Annotated in this window: 19 protein-coding genes and 1 pseudogene; 11 read left to right on the forward strand and 9 right to left on the reverse strand. The window is 61.7% G+C overall.

The window, feature by feature from the left end:
• Positions 1-108: 108 nt before the first annotated feature.
• Positions 109-768, reverse strand: a complete 660-nt coding sequence (locus J3P97_RS26480) for a glutathione S-transferase family protein (RefSeq protein ID WP_434602215.1) — start codon at positions 766-768, stop codon at positions 109-111.
• A gap of 124 nt (positions 769-892) precedes the next feature.
• On the opposite strand from J3P97_RS26480, the gene J3P97_RS26485 reads away from it, so the two are divergent.
• The 3 genes and pseudogenes from J3P97_RS26485 to J3P97_RS26495 all read left to right on the forward strand — a co-directional run bounded on the left by J3P97_RS26485 (position 893) and on the right by J3P97_RS26495 (position 4,680).
• Positions 893-1,177: a hypothetical protein gene (locus J3P97_RS26485; RefSeq protein WP_434673098.1), complete on the forward strand. Its 285-nt coding sequence runs from the start codon at positions 893-895 to the stop codon at positions 1,175-1,177.
• Positions 1,178-1,416: 239 nt separating this feature from the next.
• Positions 1,417-1,662 (forward strand): TIGR02647 family protein, encoded by a 246-nt coding sequence (locus J3P97_RS26490; protein WP_150724924.1) that lies wholly within the window; start codon positions 1,417-1,419, stop codon positions 1,660-1,662.
• 175 nt (positions 1,663-1,837) lie between these two features.
• A pseudogene (locus tag J3P97_RS26495) lies at positions 1,838-4,680 on the forward strand (class I adenylate cyclase).
• Between the two features lie 6 nt (positions 4,681-4,686).
• Here J3P97_RS26495 and rnk read toward each other — a convergent pair.
• The 3 genes from rnk to cyaY form a co-directional block, all read right to left on the reverse strand.
• The gene (gene rnk, locus J3P97_RS26500) at positions 4,687-5,097 is read right to left on the reverse strand and encodes a nucleoside diphosphate kinase regulator (protein ID WP_305497965.1); all 411 of its coding nucleotides are present in this window, start codon (positions 5,095-5,097) and stop codon (positions 4,687-4,689) included.
• A gap of 258 nt (positions 5,098-5,355) precedes the next feature.
• Entirely contained in the window at positions 5,356-5,574 is a 219-nt protein-coding gene (locus J3P97_RS26505) for a DUF1289 domain-containing protein (protein ID WP_305497964.1), read from the reverse strand.
• A 4-nt stretch (positions 5,575-5,578) separates the two neighbouring features.
• Positions 5,579-5,911 (reverse strand): iron donor protein CyaY, encoded by a 333-nt coding sequence (gene cyaY / locus J3P97_RS26510; RefSeq protein WP_434570964.1) that lies wholly within the window; start codon positions 5,909-5,911, stop codon positions 5,579-5,581.
• Between the two features lie 184 nt (positions 5,912-6,095).
• Here cyaY and lptM point away from each other — a divergent pair, with 184 nt between their 5' ends.
• Genes lptM through J3P97_RS26540 form a run of 6 tightly spaced genes read left to right on the forward strand, consistent with a single transcriptional unit; the run spans position 6,096 to position 10,708 of the window.
• A complete protein-coding gene (gene lptM, locus J3P97_RS26515; protein ID WP_264428547.1) occupies positions 6,096-6,275 on the forward strand; it encodes an LPS translocon maturation chaperone LptM in 180 nt (59 codons plus the stop codon).
• Between the two features lie 9 nt (positions 6,276-6,284).
• Complete coding sequence (gene lysA / locus J3P97_RS26520; RefSeq protein WP_434673099.1) at positions 6,285-7,532, forward strand: diaminopimelate decarboxylase; 1,248 nt, start codon at positions 6,285-6,287, stop codon at positions 7,530-7,532.
• Positions 7,533-7,536: 4 nt separating this feature from the next.
• The gene (gene dapF, locus J3P97_RS26525; RefSeq protein WP_434570960.1) at positions 7,537-8,367 is read left to right on the forward strand and encodes a diaminopimelate epimerase; all 831 of its coding nucleotides are present in this window, start codon (positions 7,537-7,539) and stop codon (positions 8,365-8,367) included.
• A 12-nt stretch (positions 8,368-8,379) separates the two neighbouring features.
• Positions 8,380-9,105: a DUF484 family protein gene (locus J3P97_RS26530; RefSeq protein WP_305497960.1), complete on the forward strand. Its 726-nt coding sequence runs from the start codon at positions 8,380-8,382 to the stop codon at positions 9,103-9,105.
• A gap of 2 nt (positions 9,106-9,107) precedes the next feature.
• On the forward strand, positions 9,108-10,007 hold the full coding sequence (xerC, locus tag J3P97_RS26535; protein WP_434602220.1) for a tyrosine recombinase XerC: 900 nt from the start codon (positions 9,108-9,110) through the stop codon (positions 10,005-10,007).
• Positions 10,004-10,708 (forward strand): HAD family hydrolase, encoded by a 705-nt coding sequence (locus J3P97_RS26540; RefSeq protein WP_305497957.1) that lies wholly within the window; start codon positions 10,004-10,006, stop codon positions 10,706-10,708. Before xerC ends, J3P97_RS26540 begins: the two co-directional genes overlap by 4 nt.
• A gap of 467 nt (positions 10,709-11,175) precedes the next feature.
• Here the strand turns inward: J3P97_RS26540 and sutA are convergent, their stop codons facing one another.
• The 4 genes from sutA to glnK form a co-directional block, all read right to left on the reverse strand.
• A complete protein-coding gene (gene sutA / locus J3P97_RS26545) occupies positions 11,176-11,499 on the reverse strand; it encodes a transcriptional regulator SutA (RefSeq protein ID WP_007941277.1) in 324 nt (107 codons plus the stop codon).
• A 101-nt stretch (positions 11,500-11,600) separates the two neighbouring features.
• Entirely contained in the window at positions 11,601-12,026 is a 426-nt protein-coding gene (locus J3P97_RS26550) for a secondary thiamine-phosphate synthase enzyme YjbQ (protein WP_434570954.1), read from the reverse strand.
• 213 nt (positions 12,027-12,239) lie between these two features.
• The gene (locus J3P97_RS26555) at positions 12,240-13,574 is read right to left on the reverse strand and encodes an ammonium transporter (protein ID WP_434673100.1); all 1,335 of its coding nucleotides are present in this window, start codon (positions 13,572-13,574) and stop codon (positions 12,240-12,242) included.
• 34 nt (positions 13,575-13,608) lie between these two features.
• On the reverse strand, positions 13,609-13,947 hold the full coding sequence (gene glnK / locus J3P97_RS26560) for a P-II family nitrogen regulator (RefSeq protein ID WP_002555808.1): 339 nt from the start codon (positions 13,945-13,947) through the stop codon (positions 13,609-13,611).
• A 414-nt stretch (positions 13,948-14,361) separates the two neighbouring features.
• Between glnK and J3P97_RS26565 the strand changes: the two genes are divergently transcribed.
• Entirely contained in the window at positions 14,362-14,622 is a 261-nt protein-coding gene (locus J3P97_RS26565; RefSeq protein ID WP_434673101.1) for an accessory factor UbiK family protein, read from the forward strand.
• Between the two features lie 4 nt (positions 14,623-14,626).
• Here the strand turns inward: J3P97_RS26565 and J3P97_RS26570 are convergent, their stop codons facing one another.
• A complete protein-coding gene (locus J3P97_RS26570) occupies positions 14,627-15,892 on the reverse strand; it encodes a sensor histidine kinase (protein WP_434673102.1) in 1,266 nt (421 codons plus the stop codon).
• Positions 15,893-16,123: 231 nt separating this feature from the next.
• Between J3P97_RS26570 and J3P97_RS26575 the strand changes: the two genes are divergently transcribed.
• Complete coding sequence (locus tag J3P97_RS26575; protein WP_434602234.1) at positions 16,124-17,617, forward strand: YifB family Mg chelatase-like AAA ATPase; 1,494 nt, start codon at positions 16,124-16,126, stop codon at positions 17,615-17,617.
• Positions 17,618-17,621: the final 4 nt, after the last annotated feature.

Here is a 17,621-nt window from a genome sequence, read left to right on the forward strand (position 1 = left end):
CAGGCTCGCTCCCACACTGGTTCTCCATGTTCACAAGACTTTGTGTTCACTGAAGATCCGCTGTGGGAGCGAGCCTGCTCGCGAAGGCGTCCTCAAGGCGCCAGAACCTTATTTCCTGGCAGCAATCTTCGCCAGGAACGCCGGCATTTCCGCCTCTCGATCCACCGCAATCCGCTGCACGTGCGGATTCTGCCCGAGCAGCTCCATCAAGGCCCTGGCCTTCGGCATCTCTGCCAGCAAGTCGATATCGAAAACCTTCTTGCCCACCGGCAAGGCCAGCGAAAGGCTGTAGTAGAAATACAGGTCGGCAATGCTCAGGCTGTCACCCGCCACATAAGGCGAGAATTTTCCGTGCCGGCCAAGCGAGGCAAACCCGAGCAATAACTCGCCCTTGGCCTTGTCCTTGATCGCCTCGGGCACCGCCATGCCAAAAAACGCTTCGGGATAGCAGGCACGTCCCGGCAGCTCGATGTACAACTCGATTTCCCGGCACAAGGCCAGCACCTGGGCGCGCTCGAACGGGTCGTTGGGCAGCAGGGCCTTGCCCGGCTGGGTTTGCTCGATATATTCCAGAATGACGCTGGTCTCGTTGATAAAGCCCTGCTCGGTCTTCAATACCGGCACCTTGCCGCGCGGGCTGATAGCCAGGGCTTCCGGGGTCTGGGCGCCAAAGAACTGGACCTCTTCGAAGGGCAGCCCCTTCTCCAGCAGCGCCAGCTTGACCATGTTGTAATAATTGCTGACAGAAAAACCATAAAGCTTGAGCATTCCATAGCCTCCAGGCCGTGCGGGGTTGGCAGCCTTGGGTTATAGACCGGCGGGACATTTCGCGCCAGGCGCATCACGCTGCTGAATGCAGGTAAACTGGCGGCCTTTTCTACAGGAGGCTGCCATGAGCGAGCCAAGCGATATCGAACATGACGAAGAAGAGTTCGTCGAATCCACGCTGATCCAGGCCATCGAGAACCAGATCGAAAGCGACAACCCGCCAGCGGCCAAGGCCACCTTCAACAAGTTGACCCTGGTCGGTTATGAGCGTGACGACATACTCAACCTGATGGCCCACGTGCTGGCGGTTGAAATCGACGCGATCCTGGAAGAAGACCGCCCGTTCAATACCGAGTGGTACGAAGCCGCCTTACGCGCCTTGCCTGAGCTGCCGCCGGAAAAGAAATGACCCGACGGGCAACGCCGCTCTTGTGGTGAGGGAGCTTGCTCCCGCTCGGCCGTCCGACGCTTCGGGCGCAGCAGTCGCAAATTTTCGGGGTCGCTTCGCAACCCAGCGGGAGCAAGCTCCCTCGCCACAAAAAAAATCGCTTTAAACAAAAAAGCACCACACTGACACTGGACAGCTCGGCCGAGTGCGCTCACCTTAGTGACGCTGTCGACCAAATTCCTAGAAAGTCTGGAGTCCTTATGTCGCTTACCCCTGAGCTGGTTGCCGAACTGGAAATCCTTGCACTCTTTAACCTGGACAGTTCCCAGGAAGGCCTGAAAATTCATCAGACCGCTGCCCCGAAAGCCATCGCCGCTGCCAAGCGCCTGTTTGAAAAAGACCTGATAGACCAACCCGATGGCGGTTATCTGACCAGCCTGGGGCGTGATGCCGCGCAAAATGTGCAAACTGTCCTGACGATACTCCGCGCCGAAGAAACCGCCTGATCTCCTCCCGCCCACGGAAATCCCTTTGCCTCGGGGTTTCCGCAGGCGCACGGCTTCTTTCGCAAAAATCCTGACGTCAAAATCATTTTCAGCTCAAGAATTCCACGATTCCGGCGTTAACCTGCCATCACTTGTGCTTCCCCACGTGCGACGCCGCGAGCCGGTTTGAGCTGACATGACCCGCAATCACGAAATACGCCCCGATCTGGACCAGGGAATCGACCGCAAGGTCCTTAGCCAGTTACGCGCGCGTTTCCTCAAGCTCAATACCGGCCGCATGGAGCGCGCCCTCGAAGGGTTATCGACCCGCCAGCAGGGCGTATTGACGCTGCTTCCGCTGTTCTTTCACGTCAACCATCCACTGCTGCCCGGCTATGTCTCCGGCAGCACGCCCGCCGGGTTGTCGAACTACGAGCCCGACGCCAACGTCCTCGCCGAGGCCCAGCGGCTGACCCGCTCGTTTTCGTATAAGCCGCGCCATGGCAGCAACCCTCCGCGGCCAATCCTCGGCCTGTTCCTGATGGGCAGCCTCGGCACGCTCGCCCAGGCCGACCAGAGCGACATGGACGTATGGGTGTGCCACGGCCCGGACTTGAGCGACGATGAACTTGCCGAGCTACGCAAGAAATGCCAGCTGCTGGAAATCTGGGCCGCCACCCAAGGCGCCGAGGCTCACTTTTTCCTCATCGACCCGGCGCGATTCGTCCGCGGCGAACGGGACAACCAGCTCAGCTCCGATGACTGCGGCACCACCCAGCATTATCTGTTGCTGGACGAGTTCTACCGCACCGCCATCTGGCTGGCCGGGCGCACGCCGATCTGGTGGCTGGTGCCGGTCTATGAAGAAGAGAATTATCAGCAATACACCCACACGCTGATTTCCAAGCGCTTCATCCGTGCCGACGAAACCCTGGACCTGGGGCATCTGGCCTACATCCCGCCGGGCGAATTCATCGGCGCCGGGCTCTGGCAGTTGTTCAAGGGCATCGAGTCACCCTACAAATCCGTGCTCAAGCTTTTGCTGACCGAGGTCTACGCCAGCGAACACCCGGACGTGCGCTGCCTGAGCCTGCGCTTCAAGCAGGCGGTGTTCGCCAATCGCCTGGACCTGGACGAGCTGGACCCGTACATGGTGGTTTACCGCCGTCTCGAGGAATACCTCAACGCCCGTGGCGAACCGGAACGCCTGGAGCTGATCCGCCGCGCGCTGTACCTGAAGGTCAATCGCAAGCTCACCGGCCACGCCCGCAGCAGCGGCTGGCAACGCAACCTGCTTGAACGCCTGGCGCGGGACTGGGGCTGGGATCAACGCCAACTCGCGTTGCTCGACAGCCGCAGCCAATGGAAGGTCCGTCAGGTCAGCAATGAGCGGCGCGCATTGGTCAACGAGCTGACCTACAGTTATCGTTTCCTGACCCAGTTCGCCCGCACCGAAAAGACCGTCAGCCTGATCAACAAGCGCGACCTCAATGTCCTTGGCCGACGGCTGTATGCGGCCTTCGAGCGCAAGGCCGACAAGGTCGAGTTCATCAATCCTGGAATTGCCCCGGACCTGGCCGAAGACACCCTGACCCTGGTCCAGTCGCCGAACAAGAAAGAGCCGGGGCAGAACCAGTGGGGGTTGTACAACGGCAGCCTGAATGCCTTGGAATGGGAGAATTTCGCGCCGATCAAGCGCAGCCGCGAATTGCTCGAATTGCTCACCTGGTGCCACCGCAACGGCGTGATCGACAGTAGCACGCGCCTGGCGCTACACCCCGGCGACAGCGACCTGAGCGAGTTCGAGCTGTTCAACTTGCTGGGCAGCCTGCAACAGTCCATCGCCCTGCCCCTGGCCACGGTTGACGAAGAACAGCTGCTGCATGCCAGCGTACCCGGCGAAGTGCTGATCCTGGTGAACGTCGGCGTCGACCCGCTCAAGCATCACCGCGACCTGAACATCCTGATGACCACCGAGCGCACCGACTCCTTGAGCTACGCCGGTGTCCGCGAAAACCTGGTCTTGACCCTCGACCAGGTCACCCTCAACAGCTGAATGAAGTACTGGTCAACCGGTTCGACGGCGAGCACGCCTTGCTCGATTGCCTGCGCGACTACCTCAACGACTTGCCCCTTACGCAGCGCCAGCCACGCTTGCAGGTGCGCTGTTTCTGCCACAACCGTGCGCAGTTCATCGCGGGACGGGTTGAAGAAGTCATCGAGACCGCCCAGACCTTGCTGCTGAGCAAACTCAATTACCGCTACCTGCTTCAGGTCCAGCAGCATTATCACGTGCTGGAGCTGGTGCCCGGCCAGGTCAACCATGTGGCGCTAAGCAGCCTGCCGGCGTTGATGGACTACCTGGGCGAAGAGTTGACGGCGTACAGCCCGCTGCATCTGGACGCGATGGCCATGGAAGAACACGACGCGGCCCTGATCCTGCCCATGGGCCAGCCCGAGTGCATCCAGGTGTTCTACCGGGTCTACGAGGACGAAGCGGAGCTGTATGTGCTCGATGAATTCAACGCGTTGTGGCAGCAGCGCCTGCCGTATCACGATGACCAAAGCCTGCTGGTGCCGCTGCAGCGCTTCCTGCAGTCGGTGCTGTATCGCCGCGACGCCTTGCTGCCGATGGACGCCACCCAGCCGTTGACCCTGGAAGTCCTTTATTACCAGCTCCTGCCTTCGGGTAACGGGCGGGCCCGGCGGGTCGAATCACGGCAGGCGCCGCAGACGCCGGTCAACAAGCCCTTCTACGACGTACAGGCGATCATCGGCAAAGCGGCGCACGGGCAAGTGCACGTCACCCTCTATTGCGACCAACGGGAATTTTCGGAGCTGGAGCATGGCGACCAGCTGTTTCACGTGGTCGCCAGGGAAATCGTCGGGCAGCGCCGCGACGCCGAACGCTATCGCTGCTATATCACCGACCTGGACCTCTCCGGCCTGGTCGGTGACGGTGCCTGCCCAAGCATTTTGTTCCTGCGCTACAAGGCCGACCTGGAGCGCGCACTGAACGAAGCATTGAATCAGGTCTGACGGGGTTCAGGACGGGAAATCACCGCCATTGGCCGGCTGGGACTCGACTTCCAGCAACGTCAGCTTCAAGGTCTTGCCACCCGGCGCCGGCCAGTCGATGTGCTGCCCCACCTTCAAGCCCAGCAAGGCACTGCCCACCGGAGCCAGGATCGAAATCCGGCCCTCGTCGGCGTTGGCGTCCTTCGGGTAGACCAGCGTCAGATGGTAATCCTTGCCGCTGCTTTCCTCGCGGCAGTGCACGCGCGAATTCATGGTCACGACATCGGCGGGCACTTCATCGTGGCCGACCAGTGTCTCGGCGCGATCCAGTTCGGTTTGCAACGCGATCACACCGGGAAGCGTGTCATCCAGGCTGTCGATCAAGCGCTCCAGACGTTGTACGTCCAAGCGAGTCAGGGTGATGGAAGGTGCGGTCATGATCCAGGCAGACTCCTTTCTTCTGCACGAAAAAAGCAAAACCCCGCCACATAAGACGGGGTTTTCACGCGCCTCGATGAGTTGAGGCGTTGCTGGACACTACCACAGCTCAATAAATATACAACCCGGATGGTTCTTGCCCATCTGGTGGAAGGCTTTTGTGGCGAGGGAGCTTGCTCCCGCTGGGTTGCGAAGCGACCCCAAGAATCTTGCGACTGCTTCGCAGCCGAGCGGGAGCAAGCTCCCTCGCCACGGGCGTCATGACAAAGACTTGCGTTTGGCCGCCTCGGCACAGATCACCCGCCGGCGCTCATCATCCGCCGAGCGCCATTCGCGGATATCTTCCACGTGCCGGAAACAGCCGAGGCAGACCTTCTGCTCATCCAGCTTGCACACGCTGGTGCAAGGCGACGGAACGGCGGGGCTGACGTTGCTGTAGAGCGGCTTGGGTGGCCGCGCCGGGGCTGGCTGGCTCACGCGTTCACAGTCCTTCGAATTCGAGCTCAGCGCCCGCCTGCTGCTTGACGATGCGTTCGAGCATCTCGCCCAACTGCTCTTCGCTCTTGTCGCACATCCAGCGCTCGCTTTCCTCGTCATAGTCGAAGTGAAAACCACCGGACACCGCCGCCAGCCACAACTGCCGCAACGGTTCCTGGCGGCTGAAGATCAGCTGGGTACCGTTTTCGAACTTGACGGTGAGTACACCGGCGGAAATTTCCAGATCGATATCCAGGCCACTGTCATCGAACACATCCTCCAGCGTTTGCTGGGTCGCATCGACCAGGTCGTGGAAACGGGCTTCAGTCAAACTCATTGCGGCAACCTCGAAAATGTCTGCTCATGCTCAAGCGCCGCAAGATACGGACGCTTCCCGGCGATTGCAAAGGATATACCGGTTGAGACCACCAGCGCCGCCGGACGGGCGCCCCGTTGCATAGGCAAGCTGACGGGTGGCCGGTATACTCCGGCGCAATTAACGCATTTTCAAGGATTTCGCCATGAAGCGCCTGATCTCTTCCCTTGCTGCGCTCGTCGCGGTTGCCTGCCTTGTGACAGCCTGTGGTCAAAAAGGTCCGCTGTACCTGCCTGATGACAGCAAGTCTCCCGAAGAACAAGCAGAGCAGGCCAAGTCGTCGCAATCCAAGTCACACGCGCACGACACCCACACCACTTACTAAGGGACCGCCATGGACGCTTTTAACTACCGTGGCGGGGAGCTGTTCGCGGAAGGGGTTGCCCTGTCCGCGATAGCCGAACGTTTCGGCACGCCGACCTACGTCTATTCCCGTGCCCATATCGAAGCCCAGTGCCGCACCTTCGCCGATGCCCTCGAAGGCATGCCGCATCTGGTGTGCTTCGCGGTAAAAGCCAACTCGAACCTGGGCGTGCTCAACGTCCTGGCGCGCCTTGGCGCCGGCTTTGACATCGTATCCGGTGGCGAGCTGGAGCGTGTGCTGGCCGCGGGTGGCAGCGCCGACAAGATCGTTTTCTCCGGTGTCGGCAAGACCCGCGAAGACATGCGCCGCGCGCTGCAAGTCGGTGTGCATTGCTTCAACATCGAATCCACCGACGAGCTGGAGCGGTTGCAGGTCGTCGCCGCCGAGCTAGGCGTGCGCGCACCGGTTTCCCTGCGCGTGAACCCGGACGTCGACGCTGGCACCCACCCGTACATTTCCACTGGTCTCAAGGAAAACAAGTTCGGCATCGCCATTGCCGACGCCGAGGACGTGTACGTACGTGCAGCCCAGCTGCCAAACCTGGAAGTGCTGGGCGTCGATTGCCATATCGGCTCGCAACTGACCACCCTCGAACCGTTCATCGATGCCCTCGACCGCCTGCTGGCGCTGGTCGATCGCCTCGGCGACTGCGGCATCTACTTGCGTCACATCGACCTTGGCGGCGGTGTCGGCGTGCGTTATCGCGACGAAGAACCGCCATTGGTGGCCGACTACATCAAGACCGTGCGCGAGCGCCTCGAAGGCCGCGACCTGGCATTGATGTTCGAGCCCGGTCGCTACATCGTCGCCAATGCCGGCGTGCTGCTGACCCAGGTCGAGTACCTCAAGCACACCGAGCACAAGGATTTCGCCATCGTCGACGCGGCCATGAATGACCTGATCCGTCCAGCGCTCTACCAGGCCTGGATGGATGTCACCGCGGTGCGCCCACGCGATACCGCGGTCCGCGCCTACGACATCGTCGGGCCGATCTGCGAAACCGGCGACTTCCTGGCCAAGGGCCGGGAGCTGGCGCTGGAAGAAGGCGATCTGCTGGCCGTGCATTCGGCGGGTGCCTACGGGTTTGTCATGAGTTCCAACTACAACACTCGCGGCCGTTGCGCCGAGGTGCTGGTAGACGGTGATCAGGCATTCGAAGTGCGCCGCCGCGAGACGGTAGCCGAGCTGTTTGCCGGCGAAAGCCTGTTGCCGGAGTAATACCATGCTGCTGCGTTTTACCAAGATGCACGGCCTGGGCAATGACTTCATGGTCCTCGACCTGGTCAGCCAGCACGCGCACATCCTGCCCAAGCATGCCAAGCAATGGGGCGACCGCCACACCGGCATCGGCTTCGACCAGTTGCTGATCGTCGAGGCGCCGAACAACCCGGACGTGGATTTCCGCTACCGGATCTTCAATGCCGACGGTTCCGAAGTGGAGCAATGCGGCAACGGTGCGCGCTGTTTCGCCCGCTTCGTGCTGGACAAGCGCCTGACTGCCAAACGGCAGATTCGCGTCGAGACCAAAAGCGGCATCATCGAACTGGATGTCCGCAGCGACGGCCAGATCGGCGTCAACATGGGCGCCCCACGCCTGGTTCCGGCGGACATTCCGTTCCAGGCACCGGCCCAGGCCCTGAGCTATACCGTCGACGTCGACGGTATGCCGGTGGAACTGGCGGCGGTGTCCATGGGCAACCCCCATGCCGTGCTGCGGGTGGATGATATAAACAGTGCGCCCGTGCACGAACTGGGGCCGAAGATCGAGCATCATCCGCGCTTCCCGGCGCGGGTGAACGTCGGCTTCCTGCAGGTCATCGATCGGCATCGCGCGCAACTGCGTGTCTGGGAACGCGGCGCCGGGGAAACCCAGGCGTGCGGCACCGGCGCCTGCGCTGCGGCCGTCGCCGCGATCAGCCAGGGGTGGATGGATTCGCCATTGCTGATCGACCTGCCCGGCGGGCGCCTGTCCATCGAATGGGCAGGCCCTGGCCAACCGGTGATGATGACCGGCCCGGCCGTACGCGTATACGAAGGACAAGTTCGTCTTTGAGTGAGCCAAACCATGACCGATAAGCCTCAGGTTCCAGCCCCGCAGCCCGACGAATCCCCGAGCCAGAACCCGGAAGCCGCAGCCGTGGCCGCTTACCTGGAGGCCCATCCGGACTTTTTCGTCGAGCATGAAGACCTGCTTTCGACGATGCGCATTCCCCACCGGCGCGGCGATACCGTGTCGCTGGTGGAGCACCAGATGAAGATCCTGCGCGAACGCAACATCGAAATGCGCCACCGTCTTTCGCACCTCATGGACGTGGCGCGTGACAACGACCGGCTCTTCGACAAGACCCGTCGCCTGATCCTCGCGTTGATGGACGCCAGCACACTGGAAGACCTGGTGATGAGCGTCGAAGACAGCCTGCGCCAGGATTTCCAGGTGCCTTTTGTCAGCCTCATCCTGTTTGGCGACAACGCCATGCCGGTTGGGCGCTGGGTGACTCACGCCGAAGCGCAGACCGCCATCGGCGGCCTGCTCACGGAAAACAAAAGCGTCAGCGGCAGCCTGCGCGAACATGAGCTGGATTTCCTGTTCGGCGAAGAACAACGCAAGCAGATCGGCTCTACGGCCGTCGTCGCCATTGCCCACCAGGGCGTGCACGGCGTGCTGGCCATCGCCAGCCGCGATCCGCAGCACTACAAGAGCTCGGTCGGCACATTGTTCCTGAGTTATATCGCCGAAGTCACCGGCCGCGTGCTGCCACGGGTTGCCGGTTCGCTGCGCTCGGTACGCTGACGATGGAACGGCAACTGGACGCCTACTGCGAGCACCTGCGCAGTGAGCGCCAGGTGTCGCCCCACACCTTGTCGGCCTATCGCCGCGACCTCGAAAAGGTGCTGGGCTGGTGCCAGAAACAGAATATCGGCAGCTGGTCGGCCCTGGATATCCAACGCCTGCGCAGCCTGATTGCCCGCCTGCATCAACAAGGGCAATCCTCCCGCAGCCTGGCGCGACTGTTGTCGGCGGTGCGCGGCTTGTACCAGTACCTCAACCGTGAAGGCCTTTGCGACCACGACCCGGCCACCGGCCTGGCACCGCCCAAGGGCGAGCGTCGGCTGCCCAAGACCCTCGACACCGACCGGGCCTTGCAATTGCTGGAGGGCGCCGTCGAGGATGACTTTCTCGCGCGACGAGACCAGGCAATCCTGGAGCTGTTCTATTCCTCGGGCCTGCGGCTTTCGGAACTGACCGGGCTGAACCTGGAACAACTGGACCTGGCCGACGGCATGGTTCAGGTGCACGGCAAGGGCAGCAAGACCCGCCTGCTGCCTATCGGCCGCAAGGCCCGGGAAGCCTTGGACCTGTGGCTGCCGCTCCGGGCAATGGCCAACCCGGCCGATGATGCGGTCTTCGTCAGCCAGCAAGGCCGGCGCCTCGGGCCGCGAGCGATACAATTGCGGGTCAAGGCTGCCGGTGAGCGCGAACTTGGGCAGAACCTGCATCCACACATGCTGCGACATTCGTTCGCCAGTCACCTGCTCGAGTCGTCCCAGGACCTGCGCGCCGTCCAGGAGCTGCTCGGCCATTCGGACATCAAGACCACCCAGATCTATACCCATCTGGATTTCCAACACCTGGCGACGGTCTATGACAGTGCCCACCCCAGGGCCAAACGCATCAAGGGCGACGAATCATGACCATCGAACTCATCACTTTCGACCTGGACGACACCCTGTGGGACACCGCCCCGGTGATCGCCAGCGCCGAAGCCGTATTACGTCAGTGGCTGACCGATAACGCACCGGACCTGGGCGACTTTCCGGTGGAGCGCTTGTGGGCGATCCGCACGCAAGTGCTCAGCGAAGAGCCGGACCTCAAGCACCGCATCAGTGCCTTGCGCCGACGCGTGCTGTTCCGGGCGCTGCAAGACGCCGGCTACGACCAATGGCGGGCTTCGGAGCTGGCAGACCAGGGATTCGAGGCCTTCCTGCATGCCCGACATCAACTGGAGGTCTTTCCCGAGGTGCAGCCCACCCTGGAATTGCTCGCCAATGATTACGCCCTTGGCGTCGTCACCAATGGCAACGCCGACGTGCGGCGCCTGGGGCTGGCGGATTACTTCAAGTTCGCCCTGTGCGCCGAGGACATCGGCATCGCCAAGCCCGACGCCCGGTTGTTCCACGAAGCCCTGCAACGCGGTGGCGCTACCGCGCAGACTGCCGTGCACATCGGCGATCACCCGGGCGACGACATCGCCGGCGCCCAACAGGCCGGCCTGCGCGCAGTATGGTTCAACCCGACAGGCAAGGCGTGGGACGCCGACCATGCGCCGGATGCAGAAATCCGCAGCCTGACCGAACTGCCGGGGTTATTGGCAGGATGGCATAACCCGCGCTGAGCCCCCGAAAACCACAACGCCGCCTATGTGGGAGCGAGCCCGCTCGCGAAGACGGCGGCAGATCCCACATCGATGCCAACAGACACACCGCTATCGCGAGCAGGCTCACTCCCACCCTGGATCTCTTATGCCTTGCGATTTCAAACCCGACATAAAACCCTGTGGGAGCGAGCCCGCTCGCGATGACGGCGGCATATCCCACATCGATGTCAACAGACCCACCGCTATCGCGAGCAGGCTCGCTCCCACCCTGGATCTCTTATGCCTTGCGATTTCAAACCCGACATAAAACCCTGTGGGAGCGAGCCTGCTCGCGAAGGCGGCGGCACATCCAGCATCGACGTGACAGGTAAACCGCTATCGCGAGCAGGCTCACTCCCACAAAGGGCCCGCCCTGGACACCTGATCCGCACCCATGAAAAAGCCCGCAGCGACGGCGGGCTTTTTCAGCAAGCAAGGGCAGATACTCAGATCGGGCGGCTGCCGTACTTGTTGTCAGGCTTCTTGGGCGGATCGGCGACCACATTGGCCTCCACTTCCTGCACCTTGCCACCCCGGGCCAGGAATTCCTCCATGGCCTTGGCGAGCGCATCACGCTCCTTGTTCTTGGCCTCTACGCTCGGCAACTCGTCGACCGATACCGCCGCCTTGGCCTTGCCTTTGGCGGTCGGGACCGGAACATCGGCACCGTCATCGTCAGCGACGTCTTCAGCCGCCGCTTCCAGGCCTTCTTCGGCCTCGTCTTCATCACCTACTTCGAGGTCGTCGTTTTCCAGATCATCGTCGCTCATGTTCTACCTCATGACTTGCGAAAAGCAGATTAGTTATAGCCCAGCTTCGCCATCTGTCGAAGGCTGCCAGAAAAAATTCAACATCCGCCAACCATCAGCGGTCATGCCCCTTCACCGTACAAGGTGGCGAGGACTTTACGAGTACCGCCATGATCACGGTGCTCGCCCAGATAAACACCTTGCCAGGTGCCCAACGCCAACCGTCCCGCCGTCACCGGAAGACTGAGCTGACATCCCAGCACGCTGGCCTTGAAGTGCGCCGGGAGGTCGTCCAGGCCTTCGTCGTTGTGCTCATAGTCGGCGGTTCCTTGTGGGATCAGCCGATTGAAAAATCGTTCGAAGTCTCGACGTACCGCCGGATCGGCGTTCTCGTTGATGGTCAGCGAGGCCGAGGTGTGCTGCAGCCACAGATGCAACAGACCGACACGACATGCCTTGAGTTCAGGCAGGCCGGCGAGCAACTCGTCCGTTACCAGATGAAAGCCCCGGGGCCTTGCCCGCAGGGTTATCAGCGTCTGTTGCCACATACAGTTCTCCGCACGTTCGGCGCGCATTCTAGCGCGCTCTGGGAAAAAACAAAGGGCCTAATATTCCTGCTTTCCTGTAAGTCTTTGGCGGTAGAAAAACCCGTGTCGCATACACAACAAAAGGCGTCGGAAAAACCAGCACGCCCTGTGAGCAATGACAAACTCCAGACAAAAAAATGCCCGGCGAACCGGGCATTTTTTATTGGAGCGCGATTACAGGTTGTAACCACGTTCGTTGTGCTGGGCCAGGTCCAGGCCCACGGCCTCTTCTTCCTCGGAGACCCGCAGACCCATGACGGCGTCGAGGACCTTGAGGATGATGAAGGTGACAACCGCCGTGTAGATCACGGTGAAGCCTACGCCTTTGAACTGAATCCACACTTGCGCACCGATATCGGTCACGGTGCCGAAGCCGCCCAGGGCTGGCGCTGCGAACACACCGGTCAGGATGGCGCCGAGGATACCGCCGATGCCATGCACGCCAAAGGCGTCCAGGGAGTCGTCATAGCCGAGCTTGCGCTTGAGGGTGGTGGCGCAGAAGAAGCACACCACGCCCGCCGCCAGGCCAATGACCAAGGCGCCCATCGGGCCCACGGTGCCGGCCGCCGGGGTGATTGCAACCAGGCCGGCCACGACGCCCGAGGCGATGCCCAGTGCGCTTGGCTTACCGTGGGTGATCCACTCGGCGAACATCCAGCCCAGCGCGGCGGCTGCGGTGGCGATCTGGGTGACCAGCATCGCCATGCCGGCGGTGCCGTTGGCCGCGACGGCGGAACCGGCGTTGAAACCGAACCAGCCCACCCACAACATGGCCGCGCCCATCAGGGTGTAACCCAGGTTGTGCGGTGCCATCGGCGTGGTCGGGAAGCCTTTGCGCTTGCCCAGCACCAGGCACGCCACCAGGCCTGCGATACCGGCGTTGATGTGCACCACGGTGCCACCGGCGAAATCCAGTACACCCCAGTCCCACATCAGGCCGCCGTTGCCGGACCAGACCATGTGCGCAATCGGCGCATACACCAGGGTGAACCACACGCCCATGAAGATCAGCATGGCGGAGAACTTCATCCGCTCGGCGAACGCGCCGACGATCAGGGCCGGGGTGATGATCGCGAAGGTCATCTGGAAGGTGATGAAGACTGCTTCAGGGAACAACGCTGCCGGGCCGGTGATGCTGGCCGGGGTGACGTCCGCCAGGAACGCTTTGCCCAGGCCGCCGACGAAGGAGTTGAAGTTGACGACGCCCTGCTCCATGCCGGTAGTGTCGAACGCGATGCTGTAGCCATAGATGACCCACAACACGCTGATCAGACCGGTAATGGCGAAGCACTGCATCATCACGGAAAGAATGTTTTTTGACCGAACCATGCCGCCGTAGAACAGCGCAAGGCCGGGAATGGTCATGAACAGAACAAGAATCGTGGCCGTCAGCATCCAGGCGGTGTCGCCGGAATTGAGGACTGGGGCTGCCGCTTCTTCTGCCATGGCCAGGCCAGGCATTACGAAGGACAACAGGGCTCCTAGCCCTGCGAATTTACGCAGAGTCATATTGTTTTCTCCTGGGGCGTTGGGGTTTGGCGGCTTAGATAGCGTCGGTATCGGTTTCGCCGGTACGGATGCGGATAGCCTGTTCCAGATTGACCACAAAGATCTTTCCGTCACCAATCTTGCCGGTGTTGGCGGCCTTGGTAATCGCCTCGATGACCCGATCAAGATCCTTGTCGTCGATGGCAACGTCGATCTTCACCTTGGGCAGGAAATCGACCACGTATTCCGCGCCGCGATACAGCTCGGTGTGACCTTTCTGCCGACCGAAGCCTTTGACTTCAGTGACGGTAATGCCCTGCACGCCGATTTCGGACAGCGACTCGCGCACGTCGTCCAACTTGAACGGCTTGATGATGGCAGTGACTAGCTTCATGAAACTCTCTCCCGAATTGGTGGACTTGCCCCAGGAAAACAAACCCGACTCAAGTCTAAGCGCAGTGCCTGGCTTTGTAACGCGTCGTCGGCCCAAGTTGCCCGACTGGCGCCAGCTGACTACTCCTGACGAAACTCCCCGCTCCGCCTGCTGCACTGCATTCGTCACAGCGACTGCATCAGTGCATGGGTCATCAGCCACTAAGCAGAAAGCTTGCCATCTGTGCCCAACCCCCCGGATTTCAACCCCTTGACCACCGCGCCCGCCCGGCACGCGCCACGAACCGGAGCGATACGCACAACAACGGTGCGGTGACGCCCGGCGCAGTGCGCGAAAAGCGTGCATCCACGCCTGGCGAATTGACTATAGACCCTGCGTGATACACTGCCCCCCATCGTTTCCAGGACACCTGCCATGCTTGCCCCCAAAGATATCCTCGACGCCCTGAGCGGCCACGCCTCCCGCCTGTTGAGCGGCGACACCCCCCTGCCCAAAAGCGAAATCGAAAGCCAGTTCAAGGCGCTGCTGCAAAGCGGCTTCAGCAAGCTGGACCTGGTGAGCCGGGAAGAATTCGACAGCCAGATGGTGGTGCTGGCCCGAACTCGGGCGCGGTTGGAGAGTCTCGAAGCGAAGGTGGCCGAGCTGGAAGAGCGCCTGAATTCGACGCCGCAATAAGCAGTCAACGAGTCGCTGTTTTCTGCGACTGCCCCAGGACGGGCGTGATCGGCAACTCCAAGGCAAACAGCGCACCCTTGCCCGGCCCCGCGCTCTGCACCGTCAGGTCCCCGCCCATCTCATGGGCTGCGAGGATGCAGCTATGCAGGCCAAAACCATGGCCGTCGGGGCGCGTCGTGAAACCATGCTCGAACACCCGCGTCAGATTCTCCGCGCTGATGCCCTCGCCGTTGTCCTCGACCTCTATCCGCACACGCGTGTCGTCAACGGCCTTCAGTCGCAAGGTGATGTGCGATGGCCGATCGGTGACAGAAACCAGCGCCTGCTTGGCGTTATTGATCAGGTTGACCAATATCTGCAGAACCTTGTGCTTGTCCAGCGACATCATCGGAATATCGTTGAGCTCCTGGACCAGCGTCACCTTGTGCCGCACCAGCGACACGCCACTGATACGCACCACATCCTCGACCAGCTCCCGCAACAAGCCCGGTTCGAGCACGCTGGAGTAACCGGCATAGGATTGTTGGGTCGCGACGATGTCCTTGATGTGGTCGACCCTGCGGCTCAGTTGCGTCAACTCAGCAATCATGGCCTGCTGCTCGGTCGCCAGCGCGTCGGCCAGCTTGCCCAGATAGTCCGGTAGCGCACGGCCCTTCGGATCGCTGCTGATGAAATCGCCGAGATCATCCGGATGCTCTTTCAGTAGCTGAACAACCTTGGCGACGCCCGGCCCCTTCGATGTTTGCACCTTATCGAAGAGAACCTGGGCGGACACGTTGACACTGTTGAGCACATTGCCCACGTTATGCAGCACATTGGTGGCAATTTCCGCCATGCCAGCCCGGCGAGCTGTCGTCACCAGCTCGGCCTGAGCCTCGCGCAACTCATCGTTGACCTTGGCCAGCTGTCGCGGACTGGGAATCTTCAAGGCAGCGGGCACCAGCCGGATCAAAAGGATGGCGGTGATCACAGAGGCAATGGCAGTGATCACTTTCACCAGGGCGGACAACCAATAATACGGCTGCCAGATGGTCAGGATCTCCATCACATGGCTAGTTCCGCAGGCGAGGATAAACACGCCGAACGCCGTCAGCATCCAGTCGAAAGGAACGTCCTTGCGCTTGTTGATGAAGTAAATGAGCGTAAAGGGAATGGAGACATAGCTGAGGGTGATCAAGCTGTCGGCGATCACATTGGTCCACAACAGATCCGGGCGCCACAGGTAACAATGCCCATGGGGCATGAAGCGCTTGTCGGTCAGCAACGCCAACAGATCATCCATCGTCACTTCCTCGCTACGCCGTTGATCTCGCCAGATGCCTATCAGACAAATCCAGCGTAGCAGAGCCTTGGTCCACACCGTTCGTATCCAGAGCGCGCCCATCGCCTCGGTAATATTCTGCCAAGATTTCACCTTTCAATTGCCAGGCTCGCGCGGCTTCACTCGACTAGTCTTAAAGAGCCGCAGGACGCGGCTCTTTATTCATTCAAGGAACGCTTCATGTCGCTCGCCATCGTCCACAGCCGCGCCCAGGTGGGGGTCGAGGCTCCTGCCGTTACCGTTGAGGTTCACCTGGCCAATGGCTTGCCATCGCTGACCATGGTCGGCCTGCCAGAAGCCGCCGTGAAGGAAAGCAAGGATCGGGTGCGCAGCGCGATCATCAACTCGGGGCTCAGCTTTCCGGCGCGGCGCATCACCCTGAACCTGGCGCCGGCGGACCTGCCCAAGGACGGCGGGCGGTTCGACCTGGCGATTGCCCTTGGCATCCTGTCGGCCAGCGTGCAGGTGCCGACGCTGATGCTGGACGACGTCGAATGCCTCGGCGAGCTGGCGTTGTCCGGGGCGGTACGACCGGTGCGCGGAGTGTTGCCCGCGGCGCTGGCGGCACGCAAGGCTGGACGCATGCTCGTGGTGCCTTGGGCGAATGCCGAGGAGGCCTGCCTGGCGTCGGGACTGAAAGTGATCGCGGTGAATCACCTGCTCGAAGCGGTGGCGCATTTCAATGGCCACACCCCGGTCGAACCCTTTGTTTCCAACGGGCTGCTTTCGGCCAGCAAGCCCTACCCCGATCTCAGTGAGGTCCAGGGCCAGGCCGGGGCCAAGCGTGCTTTGCTGATCGCGGCAGCAGGAGCCCATAACCTGTTGTTCAGCGGCCCGCCCGGTACCGGCAAGACGCTGCTGGCGAGCCGTTTGCCAGGGTTATTGCCACCCTTGGCCGAAAGCGAGGCCCTGGAAGTCGCGGCGATCCAGTCGGTCGCCAGTTGCGTGCCGTTGAGCCATTGGCCGCAGCGTCCGTTCCGTCAGCCGCATCATTCGGCGTCCGGCCCAGCGCTGGTGGGCGGTGGGTCCAAGCCGCAACCGGGAGAAATCACCCTTGCTCATCACGGCGTGCTGTTTCTGGATGAGTTGCCGGAATTCGACCGCAAGGTGCTGGAAGTGCTGAGAGAACCGTTGGAGTCAGGGCACATCGTGATATCCCGCGCCCGCGACCGGGTGCGCTTTCCGGCGCGCTTCCAGCTGGTGGCGGCGATGAATCCCTGCCCGTGTGGCTATCTCGGCGAGCCCAGCGGTCGTTGCTCCTGCACACCGGACATGGTGCAGCGTTACCGCAACAAACTGTCCGGCCCGCTGCTCGACCGGATCGACCTGCACCTGACCGTGGCCCGGGAAGCCACCGCACTGAACCCCAAGAGCGAACCGGGGGACGACACCGCCACCGCCGCCGAACGGGTGGCCGATGCCCGTGAACGCCAGCAAGCACGCCAAGGCTGTGCCAATGCGTTCCTGGATCTGCCGGGCCTGCGCCGGCACTGCAAACTGTCCACCACCGACGAAGCCTGGCTGGAAACCGCTTGCGAACGGCTGACCCTGTCGCTGCGAGCCGCCCATCGTTTGCTCAAGGTCGCCCGGACATTGGCCGACCTTGAGCAAGCGGAGCGAATCAGCCGCGAACATCTGGCCGAAGCCCTGCAGTATCGCCCCGCCACGGTTTGAACCG

The sequence above is a fragment of the Pseudomonas sp. R1-15 genome, assembly GCF_051132085.1.
In the GTDB taxonomy this organism is placed as follows: domain Bacteria; phylum Pseudomonadota; class Gammaproteobacteria; order Pseudomonadales; family Pseudomonadaceae; genus Aquipseudomonas.